The sequence below is a fragment of the Leucobacter sp. USHLN153 genome (genome assembly GCF_037145615.1).
Lineage (GTDB): Bacteria > Actinomycetota > Actinomycetes > Actinomycetales > Microbacteriaceae > Leucobacter.
This window is the reverse complement of the sequence record NZ_JBBCXE010000002.1, coordinates 275,088-287,609: the sequence shown is the minus strand read 5'-3', so window position 1 is coordinate 287,609 and position 12,522 is coordinate 275,088. Positions and strand designations below refer to the sequence as shown.

The 12,522-nt window shown below is 68.2% G+C and carries 11 protein-coding genes; 7 read left to right on the top strand and 4 right to left on the bottom strand.

Annotation, left to right across the window (positions count from 1 at the left end; genetic code table 11):
- The first annotated feature begins 39 nt into the window (after positions 1–39).
- Positions 40–1,362 carry an RNA polymerase sigma factor gene (locus WFH00_RS04515; RefSeq protein WP_336659435.1) on the top strand — a complete coding sequence of 441 codons (1,323 nt, stop codon included), beginning with the start codon at positions 40–42 and terminating at the stop codon, positions 1,360–1,362.
- Positions 1,363–1,506: 144 nt separating this feature from the next.
- On the opposite strand, the gene WFH00_RS04510 is transcribed toward WFH00_RS04515, so the two are convergent.
- On the bottom strand, positions 1,507–1,728 hold the full coding sequence (locus tag WFH00_RS04510) for a DUF7455 domain-containing protein (protein ID WP_336659434.1): 222 nt from the start codon (positions 1,726–1,728) through the stop codon (positions 1,507–1,509).
- Positions 1,729–1,921: 193 nt separating this feature from the next.
- Here WFH00_RS04510 and WFH00_RS04505 point away from each other — a divergent pair, with 193 nt between their 5' ends.
- Positions 1,922–4,015 carry a DNA gyrase/topoisomerase IV subunit B gene (locus WFH00_RS04505; protein ID WP_336659433.1) on the top strand — a complete coding sequence of 698 codons (2,094 nt, stop codon included), beginning with the start codon at positions 1,922–1,924 and terminating at the stop codon, positions 4,013–4,015.
- 134 nt (positions 4,016–4,149) lie between these two features.
- On the opposite strand, the gene WFH00_RS04500 is transcribed toward WFH00_RS04505, so the two are convergent.
- Positions 4,150–6,621, bottom strand: coding sequence for a DNA gyrase/topoisomerase IV subunit A (locus WFH00_RS04500; RefSeq protein ID WP_336659432.1), 2,472 nt, complete (start codon positions 6,619–6,621; stop codon positions 4,150–4,152).
- Between the two features lie 10 nt (positions 6,622–6,631).
- On the opposite strand from WFH00_RS04500, the gene WFH00_RS04495 reads away from it, so the two are divergent.
- Positions 6,632–7,825 carry an alkaline phosphatase family protein gene (locus tag WFH00_RS04495; RefSeq protein WP_336659431.1) on the top strand — a complete coding sequence of 398 codons (1,194 nt, stop codon included), beginning with the start codon at positions 6,632–6,634 and terminating at the stop codon, positions 7,823–7,825.
- Between the two features lie 57 nt (positions 7,826–7,882).
- Here the strand turns inward: WFH00_RS04495 and sepH are convergent, their stop codons facing one another.
- Positions 7,883–9,187, bottom strand: coding sequence for a septation protein SepH (gene sepH / locus WFH00_RS04490; protein WP_336659429.1), 1,305 nt, complete (start codon positions 9,185–9,187; stop codon positions 7,883–7,885).
- A 219-nt stretch (positions 9,188–9,406) separates the two neighbouring features.
- Between sepH and WFH00_RS04485 the strand changes: the two genes are divergently transcribed.
- Positions 9,407–9,697 carry a DUF4193 domain-containing protein gene (locus WFH00_RS04485; RefSeq protein WP_336659428.1) on the top strand — a complete coding sequence of 97 codons (291 nt, stop codon included), beginning with the start codon at positions 9,407–9,409 and terminating at the stop codon, positions 9,695–9,697.
- Positions 9,698–9,836: 139 nt separating this feature from the next.
- Here the strand turns inward: WFH00_RS04485 and WFH00_RS04480 are convergent, their stop codons facing one another.
- On the bottom strand, positions 9,837–10,304 hold the full coding sequence (locus tag WFH00_RS04480; RefSeq protein ID WP_336659427.1) for a DUF3093 domain-containing protein: 468 nt from the start codon (positions 10,302–10,304) through the stop codon (positions 9,837–9,839).
- Between the two features lie 98 nt (positions 10,305–10,402).
- Between WFH00_RS04480 and dut the strand changes: the two genes are divergently transcribed.
- From dut to WFH00_RS04465, 3 genes are all read left to right on the top strand, one after another.
- A complete protein-coding gene (gene dut / locus WFH00_RS04475; RefSeq protein WP_336659426.1) occupies positions 10,403–10,840 on the top strand; it encodes a dUTP diphosphatase in 438 nt (145 codons plus the stop codon).
- A 63-nt stretch (positions 10,841–10,903) separates the two neighbouring features.
- Entirely contained in the window at positions 10,904–11,575 is a 672-nt protein-coding gene (locus WFH00_RS04470) for a DUF3710 domain-containing protein (protein ID WP_336659425.1), read from the top strand.
- On the top strand, positions 11,572–12,471 hold the full coding sequence (locus tag WFH00_RS04465) for a DUF3159 domain-containing protein (protein WP_336659424.1): 900 nt from the start codon (positions 11,572–11,574) through the stop codon (positions 12,469–12,471). The genes WFH00_RS04470 and WFH00_RS04465 overlap by 4 nt, the downstream gene beginning before the upstream one ends.
- Positions 12,472–12,522: the final 51 nt, after the last annotated feature.

The window sequence follows — 12,522 nt, the reverse complement described above, 5'->3', positions numbered from 1 at the left end:
CGGCGGCACAGGCCGGAGATCTGAACGAGAGGCGGCTGCGTGGCAACTGCATCCACGACCACATCCCGAGCATCCAAGACGGGTGCGCAGCAGGGAGCAGAAACCGAGGAGGCCGGTGAGATGACCGAGACCACGACGACTCCACGCAAGAAGACGGCGACCAAGGCGTCGACATCGAAGACCGCGGCGGCGAAGAGGCCGGCTGCGAAAACTGCGAGCAAGACGGCTGCGAGCAAGACGGCTGCGAAGACTGCTCCGGCGGCGACGAAGGCCAAGCGCGCGAAGAAGAGCGCCGAGGACGAGATCGATATCGATGCTCCCGAAGTCGACGAGGAGATCGTCGAGGAGGAGAAGCCGGCGCCGGTCGTGACCGAGCCGCTTCCCACGGGCGCGATCGTGCTCAAGGCGGGCGACGAGGAAGACGTGCCCGCGATCACGACCGCGATCCCCGGGGCGACCGCGGACCCGGTGAAGGATTACCTCAAGCAGATCGGCAAGGTCGCTCTGCTGAACGCGGCCGAAGAGGTCGAGCTCGCGATGCGCATCGAAGCGGGCCTCTTCGCTGAGGAGAAGCTCGCGACCGAGAAGGGCCTCCCGAAGAAGCTCGAGCGCGAGCTCAAGTGGGTCGCCCGCGATGGTCAGCGCGCGAAGAGCCACCTGCTGGGCGCGAACCTGCGCCTTGTCGTATCGCTGGCGAAGCGCTACACCGGCCGCGGCATGCAGTTCCTGGATCTCATCCAGGAGGGCAACCTCGGACTCATCCGCGCCGTCGAGAAGTTCGACTACACCAAGGGCTTCAAGTTCTCGACCTATGCCACGTGGTGGATCCGTCAGGCCATCACGCGCGCAATGGCGGATCAGGCCCGTACCATCCGTATCCCCGTCCACATGGTCGAGGTCATCAACAAGCTCGCCCGCGTGCAGCGCCAGATGCTGCAGGATCTCGGTCGTGAGCCCACGCCCGAGGAGCTGAGCCGCGAGCTTGACATGACGCCCGAGAAGGTCGTCGAGGTGCAGAAGTACGGCCGCGAGCCGATTTCCCTGCACACCCCGCTCGGTGAGGACGGTGACAGCGAATTCGGTGACCTTATCGAGGACACCGAGGCCGTGGTGCCCGCAGACGCGGTCGGCTTCACGATGCTGCAGCAGCAGCTGGAGCAGCTCCTCGACTCGCTCTCGGAGCGCGAGGCGGGTGTGATCCGGATGCGCTTTGGTCTGGGCGACGGCATGCCCAAGACGCTCGACCAGATCGGCGACACGTTCGGCGTCACGCGCGAGCGGATTCGCCAGATCGAGTCGAAGACGATGGCGAAGCTGCGCCACCCGTCGCGGAGCCAGCAGCTGCGCGACTACCTCGACTAAGCGTCGTCTCGGACGCTCGCGCCGACGACGTGCGGTGCGAGCGTCCGGTCGCAAGCGGGGCGGTCATCCGAGGCCACCCCAGACACAAGAGAACGGCCCCCGGAGAAGCTCGCTTCCCGGGGGCCGTTCTCTCGTGTGCGCGGTCTACGCGCTGAGCTTGTGGGTCTCGTCGTGCCACACCTCCGCCATCGGGCGGAGCTTCGACTCGTGCTTGTGGGCGTGATGCGCGCAGAAGAGCAATTCACTTCCGCCCAACAGCACTCGGACGTAGGCCTGGGCACCGCAGCTGTCGCAGCGATCCAGCGCACTCAGGGGGCGATCGGCGGCGTCGACTTCTTCGACCCGATCCTGTTCGAGTGTCGTCATGGCAACCTCCTCTATCCTCTTCTCGCTTGGCTCCCATCCAAGCACGGCGGGCTCGGAAACACCGCATTGCGATGCGCGGGTTCGCTGACCGCGTAGTGTCCCGCTCGCGCGGTCACTCGCCGGGTCGCCTGACCGTCCGTGTCGGCGGCGTGTCCTAGTGTTAATCGAGTAACGAACTGAGGAGATCCAAGCCGTGGCAGATTCCAGCTATTCCGCGAGACACCTCACCGTTCTCGAGGGTCTCGAAGCGGTGCGGAAGCGGCCGGGCATGTACATCGGTACCACTGATTCCCGCGGATTGATGCACTGTCTGTGGGAGATCATCGACAATTCGGTCGACGAGGCGCTCGGCGGCTTCGGCAACGAGATCGGTGTGACGCTCCACGACGACGGCAGCGTCACTGTGGCAGACAACGGTCGAGGCGTGCCGATCGATGTGGAGCCCAAGAGCGGCCTCACGGGTGTCGAGCTGGTGTACACGAAGCTGCACGCAGGAGGCAAGTTCGGCGGCGGCGGGTACCAGTCCTCGGGCGGCCTGCACGGCGTTGGCGCATCCGTCGTGAACGCGCTCTCATCTCGCCTCGATGTTGAGGTCGACCGCGAGGGTAAGACCTGGGCCATGTCGTTCCGCCACGGGGAGCCCGGCGTGTTCGCGGGTGACGGGCCTGACAGCCCCTTCACGCCGTACGAGGATTCGTCGGAGCTGCGGGTGGTCGGCAAGGTAAAGCGCGGCGTTACCGGCACGCGCGTGCGCTACTGGGCGGACCCGCAGATCTTCCTGTCGACGGCGCGCTTCGAGCCTGACTCGCTTGTGGCGCGCGCCCGGCAGACGGCGTTTCTCGTACCGGGACTCGCGATCGAGATCACTGACGAGCGCGCGGAGTCGCTCGCCGAGGATGGCGCGCCCCAGGTGCACCGCTTCGCTTACGAGGGCGGTATCTCAGAGTTCGTCGAGTTCCTCGCCGTCGATCCGCCGCTCACCGACACCTGGCGCATCACTGATGCCGGTACCTTCACCGAGACCGTCCCGGTCATGGACGAGAAGACCGGGCATCTGGTCTCGCGCGAGGTCGAGCGCCGGTGCGAAGTCGACGTGGCGCTCCGGTGGGGCACTGGGTACGACACCGAGATCCAGAGCTTCGTGAACATCATCTCGACGCCGAAGGGCGGCACGCACCTCGCAGGCTTCGAGCAGGGGCTGACCCGCTTCTTCCGCAAGCAGATCGAGGCCAATGCTCGCAAGCTGAAGGCGGGCAGCGATAAGCCCGAGAAGGACGACATTCTGACCGGTCTCACGGCGGTCGTCACGGTGCGCGTTCCCGAGCCGCAGTTTGAGGGCCAGACCAAGGAGGTGCTTGGCACCGCGGCCGTGCGCGCCATCGTCACGAAGGCGATCGTCGCGGGCCTCACCGAGCGCTACGAGTCGTCGAAGAAGCACGACAAGACGCAGTCGAGCGCGCTTCTCGAGAAGATGGTCTCGGAGATGAAGGCGCGGATCGCGCTGCGCGCACAGCGCGACACCGCACGACGCAAGAGCTCGCTCGAGAGCTCGTCGCTCCCCGCCAAGCTGATCGACTGCCGCTCGAAGAACGTCGCTGAGACCGAACTCTTCATCGTCGAGGGCGATAGCGCGCTCGGCACGGCACGACCGGCGCGAGACAGCGAGTTCCAGGCGCTGCTGCCCATCCGCGGCAAGATCCTGAACGTGCAGAAGGCCTCGGTCGCCGAGATGCTGAACAACGCCGAGTGCGGTGCAATCATCAAGGTGATCGGCGCGGGGTCGGGCCGCGACTTCGAGCTCGACGCCGCACGCTACGGCAAGGTGATCCTCATGAGCGACGCCGACGTTGACGGCGCGCACATTCGCACGCTGCTGCTCACTCTCTTCTTCCGATACATGCGCCCGATGCTCGAGGCCGGCCGCGTGTACGCGGCGGTGCCGCCGCTGCACCGCGTCATCGTGCAAAACGCCGGGCGCAAGGCGAACGATGTCATCTACACGTACAGCGAGCGCGAGCTGAACGCGCTGCTCGCGGACCTGAAGAAGCGCGGCAAGAAGTACCAGGAGCCGATCCAGCGCTACAAGGGCCTCGGTGAGATGGACGCCGATCAGCTCGCTGAGACGACCATGGACCGCGAGCACCGCGCGCTGCGCCGGGTGCGCGTCGAGGACGCCCACCAGGCCTCGCAGATCTTCGAGCTCCTCATGGGCAACGAGGTCGCACCCCGCAAGGAGTTCATCATCGACAACGCCGACGACCTCGATCGCGAGCGCATCGACGCGTAGCGCTCGCCGGGAGGTGCAACAAAGGGGCGGAGGCGCGGGCAATAGGTGCCGCGCCTCCACCCCTTCATTGCTGTGAACGCCTTCACGGGGAAGCCAGTTCCCCTCGCGGGCGGGCCGTCACCTCCAAGCGACGGCTACGGCGCGACGCCGACGTACGCGGCCGCGCCGTCGATCGGCTGCCCCGACCCGTCGCGCTTCGCGAGCTCGCTCGGAAGCGTGCGGGCGCTCCCATCGGCGGCAAGCGCGCGCGGATCGCCGGCGCCGACCCAAGCGCAGGCGATCTGATCCTCCCATTTCAAGAAGCGCTGCACTCGCACGCCGCCGGTCGCGCGCCCCTTGGCGGGAATCTCGGCCCAGTCCGACACCTTCGCGGTCGCGACATCGGTACCCGGAAGCGTGATGGAGCTGTCGGCGATCGTCACGACGCGCGCCTCCGCGCCCGCAGCAACAGCGCCCGCGAACACGACACGCGCCTCCGCGCCCAAGCGAATGCCGGCCATGCCGCCGGCCGGGCGACCCTGCGGTCGCACCGAGGAGGCTGCGAAGCGCAGCAACTGCGCGTCGCTCGTGACGACGGCGAACTCCGAGTCGTCGGGCGCTTCGAACGCTCCGACGAGCGCGTCACCGTTCTTGAGGCCGATGACCTCGAACTCCGGGCGCGCCGGCAGATCTGTGAGCACCACGCGCTTCACGGTGCCCTGCGCGGTGAACAGTCCGATCGGTGTCTCCGTGTCGAGGGGCACGATGCCGACGATGCTGAGCTTCTTATCGGAGACGCCGATGTACTCGAGCAGCTTCGCGCCGGCGGAGAATGCGACGCTCGCGGCTGGCACGAGCGGCAGGTCGACCGGAGTGAAGCGATGCAGCGTACCGTCCGAGAGGATTGCGCCGAGCTCGCCACGAACCGTGCCGTCCACGCGCGCGAGGACCGCGCCGTGCTTCGTGGCGCGAGGCGCGGGGCGAATCGCGGCCGGCGCATCCGGATCGCGGTCGACGCGGAGTGCGCGCCCCGTCACCGAGAGCAGCACGGTACAGGGGGTGTCGGCGACCTCGAGCGACGCGGGCGATGCGGCCGCCCGCGAGGGACGCACCACCGCGCCGGTGAGCACCGTGCGGCGCGGCGTGCCGAACGCCTCGGCGGCTGCGTCCATCTCGGCGGCGACGACCGCGAACAGCCGCTCCTCGCTGCCGAGAATCTCGAGCAGACGCTCGATCTCCGCCTGCAGTTCGTCGCGCTCGGCCTCGAGCTCAACGCGAGAGAACTTGGTGAGGCGGCGCAGGCGCAGTTCCAGGATGTATTCAGCCTGCGCCTCGGACAGATCGAAGACCTGCATGAGACGCGTGCGCGCGGTCTCCGCGTCGTCGCTCGTGCGGATGAGTTGAATGACCTCGTCGATGTCGAGGATCGCGATGAGCAGCCCCTCCACGAGGTGCAGGCGCTCCCGCCGCTTCATCAGGCGGAACTCCGAGCGCCGCTTGACGACCGAAATGCGGTGGTCCAGGAAGACGCGCAGCATCTCTCGGAGACCCAGCGTCTGCGGCTGGCCCTCCACGAGCGCGACGGAGTTGATGTTGAAGGAGTCTTCGAGCGGGGTGTAACGGTAGAGCTGCTCGAGCACGGCCTCGGGTGAGAACCCGGTCTTCAGCGTGATGACGAGCCGCAGGCCGTTCTTGCGGTCGGTGAGGTCGGCGACGTCGGAGATGCCGCTGAGCTTCTTACCCTCGACGCCCTGCTTGATCTTCTCGATCACGCGCTCGGGGCCGACGAGGTAGGGGAGCTCGGTGACGACGAGGCCCGTGCGCCGCGGCCCGATCTGCTCGACCGACACCTTCGCCCGGGTGCGGAACGCGCCGCGACCGGTGCGATACGCGTCCTTCACTCCGTCGAGCCCGACGATGATGCCGCCGCCCGGAAGGTCGGGACCCGGAATGAACTCCATGAGCTCATCCACCGTCGCCTGCGGGTGCATCAGCAGGTGCTTCGCCCCGTCGACCACCTCGATGAGGTTGTGCGGTGCGAGGTTCGTCGCCATGCCCACCGCGATGCCGCTCGCCCCGTTCACGAGCAGGTTCGGCACCGCGGAGGGGAGCACCTCCGGCTGCAGGATCTGGTTGTCGTAGTTCGGCACGAAGTCGACGACGTTCTCGTCGAGCGACTCCGTCATCGCGAGCGCCGCCCCCGCGAGCCGTGCCTCGGTGTACCGCGAGGCCGCGGGCCCGTCGTCGAGCGAACCGAAGTTGCCGTGCCCGTCTACGAGCGGCAGGCGCAGCGCGAAGCCCTGCGCGAGGCGCACGAGCGCGTCGTAGATCGACGAGTCACCGTGCGGGTGGAGCTTGCCCATCACCTCGCCGACGACGCGCGCCGACTTCACGTGCCCCTTCTCCGGGCGCAGGCCCATGTCCTGCATCATGAAGAGAATCCGTCGCTGCACCGGCTTCAGCCCGTCGCGCGCATCGGGGAGCGCGCGCGAGTAGATCACCGAGTACGCGTATTCGAGAAACGATCCCTCCATCTCCTGCGAGATGTCGATGTCTTCGATGCGTTCGCCGGCGAGTTCGTGCGGGTGATCGGGGGTCGCGGCGGACGTACTACTGGGGTCGGTCATAATGGACTTCATGCTACCGACGACCGCCGACAACGGTGCGAGGCTTGCCGCGATTCTGCCGAGCGGGCTCGCCGCGGTCGCGCGGGGGACGGGAACTCAGCTTCCTGCCGACCTCGCGTACGCAGCGTCGGAGGCACTCCCGTCGCTTCGGGCCTTCGTGCTCATCGTCGTCGACGGGCTCGGTAGCGCGAACCTCGCGGCTCGCATCGGCCACGCACCGAACATCGGGGCGCTGCAGCGCAAGCGGATCGAGACCGTCGCTCCATCGACGACGGGCGCGGCACTCACCACGCTCCTCACCGGTCGCCTGCCAGGTGAACACGGGCTCATCGGCTACCGCATCCGCCACCCGGAGGCGGGCCTCGTCACGACGCTCCGGGACTGGGACGAGATCGCGGACCCGAGCAGCTGGCAGCGCGCCACGCCGCTGCTCAGCCGCGCGACCGAGGTCGGCGCGCGCGCCATCGCCATCGGCCGCCCGGCGCACGCGACCGGCGGGCTGACGGAGGCGATTCTCAGCGGCGCTGACTACCTCGGTGGGCAGCGGATCGCGGATCGCTTCGCGCTCGCGTCACAGGCGCTGCGCTCGGGCGACCCCGCGATCATCTACCTGTACGTCGACGAGCTCGACAAGGCGGCGCACGAGTCCGGCTGGCAGAGCGAGGCCTGGGTGCGGCGGCTCGAGCAGCTCGACGCCGCGCTCGGCGATTTCCTCCGCACCCTTCCCGGGGACGTGGGGGTCGCACTCACCGCTGACCACGGCATCGTCGACGTCGCCTCGCACCAGCAGGTCATGCTCGATGCGGATCCGCCGCTGCTTGAAGACGTCGAGGAGATCGGGGGCGAACCTCGGTTCCGTTCCCTGTATGTGCGCGAGGGTGCGGACGCGGATCGCGTCGCCGCGGCGTGGTCGGAGGCCGAGGGCCAGCGCGCGTGGGTGATGACGCGTGAGCGCGCGATCGAGGCGGGGTACTTCGGGCCGGTGCAGCCTGAGGTGGCGGATCGGCTGGGCGAGGTCCTGATCGCGGCGCGGAAGCAGGTCGCCTACTACTCCAGCTCTGACGACCCGCGAGCGCTTGCGATGGTCGGCCAGCACGGCTCGTTCACGGACGAGGAACGCGGGGTGCCCCTCGCGCTCGGCGGTGCTCTCGCGGGATCCGGCTTCGCCGCGGCTGTGGCTCGCGCGGCCGCTCAGCCGCGCTGATGCAGGCCGGGCACGGCGACGACCACAAGAGTTCGGCTCGGAGCGGGAAAGCGGCGTCTACTTCGCGGGGTCCTCGTCGCTGCGGGTACCGAACAGGATGGCGTCCCAGCTCGGGATCGAGGCACGGCCCTTCCTGGCCGGACGCTCGGCGTCGGAGCCGCTCGATTCCTCACGAGGTGCCTCTGAGTCCTCCGCGGTCGATGCGTCAGAGTTCTGAGTGCCGGCGACGGGGCGAGGCGCAGCGGGGCGCGTGGGCGAAGCGGGAAGCGAGCTCGATACCCCGGCGTTGCCCCAGATGCTGCGCGGGGACGCGCTCGAGTCGCGGACGGGAGCCTCGGGCGCGATCCGCTGCGGACCCTGTGGACTCGTGTCGCGCGAGGACGTCGGGGCCGAGCCTTGATCGGCCCTGTCGCTGCCCTCACCGCTGTCTCCGAGCGCGTCAAGATCGAGCGGCTGCGGACGCAGACCCGCTTCCTGCTTACCCTGGTTCCGCTCCCCGCGCCGCTTGCGAAGCGCGTCGAGCAGATCCGCGGTCTGGCTGAAGTCGACCGGCTCCGCCGAATCGCTCGAAATGGCGCGCTGATCGATCTCTTTGCGGCGCTGGTACTCGGCGTTCACGTCGCCCGAGGCCGCATCCTCGCCGGCGGCCTCCAAAGCGCCGTCAGCGTCGGCGCTCTGGCGTTTCGCTTCTTCGACGCCGGCACTGGCGCCCGCGAGTTCTTCGGAGTCGAACGCGCCGGAGTCGAAACGCTCGGACTGTTCCGAGTGCTCTCGTGAGTCGACCGCGCGGAGCTTCGGGATCAGGCGGTCGCCGACGTCACCCTGCTTCGAGAGGTTCACGGCGTCGGAGTTGACGGGGGAGAGCACGCCCTTGCGGTGCTCGAACGACCACACCGCCTCATGGGCCACATCATGGGAAATGAATTCGAGGCTGACCATCCAGCCGCGCTCGGGGTCGCGCCACGCCGACCACTCGCTCGTGTCGGAGCCGAGGGAGACCAGGCGATCCGCAATCACCTCGCCGAAGCGCTGATCGGTATCGCCGTGCGTACCCGTGCGGACCGGCACCGCGTGCGCGCGCTCGAGAATGTACCGGCGCTCGGCGAGCACGGGCTCCTCGTACCGCTCAACGTCGGCATCCGCGAGCCCGGTGAGCGCGACGACCTCGGCGCGCGTCTTACCGGCACGGATGAGAGCCTGGATCTCGCGCGGGCGAACGGGAGCAGCACTCGTCTCGCGGCGGCTGAGGTGCCGTAGCTCGCTCAGCGCAGCGTCGTCCACGACGAACCGGAACTCCTCACCGGAGTCGTTCGCCACGATTAGCGAGCGGTCATCTCGGCGCACAAAGCGCAGTTCGTCCATCGCGCATCTCCTTCGTGAGTCGCGACCCAGCGTCGCATACTGGCCGCCGGATCGCGAGCATTGACGCGGCGCGTGGCGAAGGAGGCTCGTCGAGCACCCGCAGACTTCGCGCACAGAGAACTCCAAGGGTCAGAGTTTGCGCGGGGTGCCTTCGGTGGGGCAGACTATGGCCGCTCGAAGGATATGTGCTGGCAGACCGGCACGGGAACGCAGGAGAGAATGGCCACCGATTACGACGCCCCGCGAAAGACTGAAGAAGACGCAGAATCAATCGAGGCGTTGAAGGAGCGAGGACCCGCCAAGGGCGCCTCGGGACTCGACTCGGAGGATGCCGACAACCCGAGCTTCGACCTCGGTGGGAACGACCTCTCGGACGTCGAACTCGACGTCGTCGTGCTGCCGCAGCAGGATGACGAGTTCACCTGCGTGAACTGCTTCCTTGTGCGTCACCGCTCGCAGATCGATCACGAGACCGAGCTCGGCCCCGTCTGCCGGGAGTGCTCGAACTAAGACTTGCGCTTGCGCAGCGCGTGCGCGCGCCTGCACCGGTGAGGAGCTATCGCTGCTGCACGCTGCATTGAACGGCCGCTCGGTTTTCACCGGGCGGCCGTTTCATCGTGCCGTGCTGGCGTTCAATTGCGGTGCGCTCTTACGCCGCCCGGGCCGCTTCGATCGCCTCCGCGAGACGCTGCGGATGCCGGCTGGTCAGGACCCAGTAGGGTGCCGGGTCGACTGGATCGACATTTGCGATCTTCACGCCGCGATGGATCCAGCCGCGCAGCAGCAAGAACGCGCGAGCGTCGGCTCCCGGGCCGATCGCTGCTCTGAGGCTCTCGGCGCCGAGGAGTTCTACGTTCCCGAGGAGCGAAACCGGGATCTCAGCGCGACCGGCGGTGAGCCGGCCGTCACTCACGATGATCACCGGGCTGAGCAGCAGGAAGGTCACCGCGAGGATGACGTAGATCAGCACGCCCGCGGGAATCGCCCACTGCCCGTTGATCGGCGTCAGCACGAGCGCGACCGCCGGAATCACGAGTACGAGTGCGATGAAGAGACTCGGTCCGGGAAGCAGCCGCTCGCGGTATGAGACGGGGGAGGGCGAGGCGTCGCGGGTCATGGCTCCATTATCCCGCGCCCGCGCCCGCGCCTGTGAGCTCGTTCCGAGCTCACGCCGTGAAGCGGTGAATGTCGGTGGTGATCCGATAGCCTGTGAGCGTGACTGACGTGGTGAACGTACCGATCGTGGCCGAGCTTCCCCCGAGCTACGCGCATGCCGATGACGCGGGGGCGGATCTGCGCGCCGCGGAGGCGGTCGTGCTGGCCCCGGGCGACCGCGCGCTGGTCGCGACCGGCGTCTCGATCGCTCTGCCTGACGGGTACGCGGCATTCGTGGTTCCGCGCAGCGGTCTCGCTGCGAAACACGGCATCACCGTGGTGAACGCCCCAGGCACGGTTGATGCCGGTTATCGCGGAGAGGTCAAGGTGACGCTGCTGAACACCGACCGCACCGAGCCGTTCTCCGTCGAGATCGGCGATCGCATCGCGCAGATGATCGTGATGCCCGTAAGCCGCGCGGTATTCGTGCCCGTAGATGAGCTTCCGAGCAGTGAGCGCGGTGCCGGCGGCTTCGGGTCGACGGGCGTTCGCGGTTAACGAGCGCGGCGGCTGCGGCCGCCGAGAGCGGCCCAACCAGGCCGATGGATGGAGTAATCACACATGAGCGAAGAACAGAACGCCGCATTGGGCGGCGACGAGATCGAGCTGAGCGAGCAGGCCCCTGGGGTCGTCGACGATAGCAAGTCTGCGCCGGAGGACCGCGCGACGGCCGGCCCGTTCGACGCGAGCGAGGTTCCCTCGATGCGGCCATATGTCGATCTCGGCGGCATCAAGGTTGCGCCGCGAGAAGGCTTGCAACTTCGGCTTGAGGTTGACGAGCGTGCGAACCGCGTGGTCGCGGTGTCGCTGGAGTACGCAGAGTCGCTGCTGCAGGTGCAGGCGTTCGCCGCGCCCAAGAAGACCGGCCTCTGGCACGGGGTGCGGGCGGAGCTCGCGAAGCAGATGGCCGCGCAGGGCGGCACGATCACCGAGGAGGACGGCACGCTTGGGCCCGAGCTGCTCGTGCAGACGCCCGCGCCCGCTGATCAGGGTGGAACTCGCGTCGCGCGCTTTGTCGCGGTCGACGGGCCCCGGTGGATGCTGCGAGGCGTGATCATGGGCAAGGCTGCCACGGACGCTTCCGCGCGCGAGCGCGTGCTCGACCTCTACCGTGAGCTCGTGGTGGTGCGCGGTGAGCAGCCGATGCCCCCGAGCGAGCTGCTGCCGCTGAAGGTCCCCGCCGGAGTGCAGGGCCAGCGACAGGCGCCCGAGGGCGGAACGCTGCAGGTGTGAGCGCGCACGACGAACCGCAGCGCGATCTCGGAGCTGAGGAACCGCGAGCAGCGGAAGCGGGCGAGGTGCGAACTCCGCTGACGCCGCCGCTCCCGAGCAGCGATCGGGTGAGCGGTGAAGAAGTCGCGAGTGGTGCGGGCCCGGTGAGCGGCGCCGGCGCCGCGAACGAGCCGGCTCCCTTCGGCGGAGCCCTCGGCCGTTCGGTGCGAGCCGGTCTCTCCGGTGAGGCCGTGTCGGGGCGCGGCGTGCTCGAGGCGATCGGCGGCTGGCGAGGGATCGCGGAGACGCTCGTGCCGGGGGTACTGTTTCTGGCGCTCTACACGTTCACGCGCGACGCGCGCATCTCGGCGATCGCTCCCGCCGCGCTCACGACGATCCTGATGGTGATCCGGTTGCTGCGGCGGGAGCCCCTGGTCTCGGTCATTTCGGGAGCAGCCGGTGTCGCGGTGGCCGTCGCGGCGACGCTCGTGACCGGGCGGGGAGCCGATTACTACCTGCCCGGGTTCATCACGAACATCGCCTGGGGTGGCGCTCTGCTCCTCTCCGCGCTCGTCGGATGGCCGCTGATCGGACTCGTGCTCGGCGCACTTCGCGGCGACCTCACGGGCTGGCGGAAGTCACGCCCCCTGAAGCGCGCCGCGACGTGGCTGACCCTCGTGTGGGCATCGCTCTTCATTGCGCGTCTCGCGGTGCAGGTGCCGCTGTACTTCGCCGCACGCGAAGACGACGGCTCGGCGACCGACGCCCTCGGGATCGCGCGGCTCGTCATGGGCGTGCCGCTGTTCGCACTCGTCGTGATCCTCACCTGGTTTGTATTGAGCCGACTCGCGCCATCGTCAGATGATTCCGCGAACAACCCTGAGACCACCCCTGGGCAAAACACCCCGATGGCGTGACAATTGGGGTGTCGGCCACGGGTATAGAATTATCTTGACATCGAGAGACAT

Bases quoted from the DNA above. Each gene is read 5' to 3' on its own strand.
- WFH00_RS04510 (WP_336659434.1), bottom strand. From the start codon at position 1,728: ATGACGACACTCGAACAGGATCGGGTCGAAGAAGTCGACGCCGCCGAT.
- WFH00_RS04500 (WP_336659432.1), bottom strand. From the start codon at position 6,621: ATGACCGACCCCAGTAGTACGTCCGCCGCGACCCCCGATCACCCGCAC.
- WFH00_RS04495 (WP_336659431.1), top strand. From the start codon at position 6,632: ATGCTACCGACGACCGCCGACAACGGTGCGAGGCTTGCCGCGATTCTG.
- sepH (WP_336659429.1), bottom strand. From the start codon at position 9,187: ATGGACGAACTGCGCTTTGTGCGCCGAGATGACCGCTCGCTAATCGTG.
- WFH00_RS04485 (WP_336659428.1), top strand. From the start codon at position 9,407: ATGGCCACCGATTACGACGCCCCGCGAAAGACTGAAGAAGACGCAGAA.
- WFH00_RS04480 (WP_336659427.1), bottom strand. From the start codon at position 10,304: ATGACCCGCGACGCCTCGCCCTCCCCCGTCTCATACCGCGAGCGGCTG.
- WFH00_RS04470 (WP_336659425.1), top strand. From the start codon at position 10,904: ATGAGCGAAGAACAGAACGCCGCATTGGGCGGCGACGAGATCGAGCTG.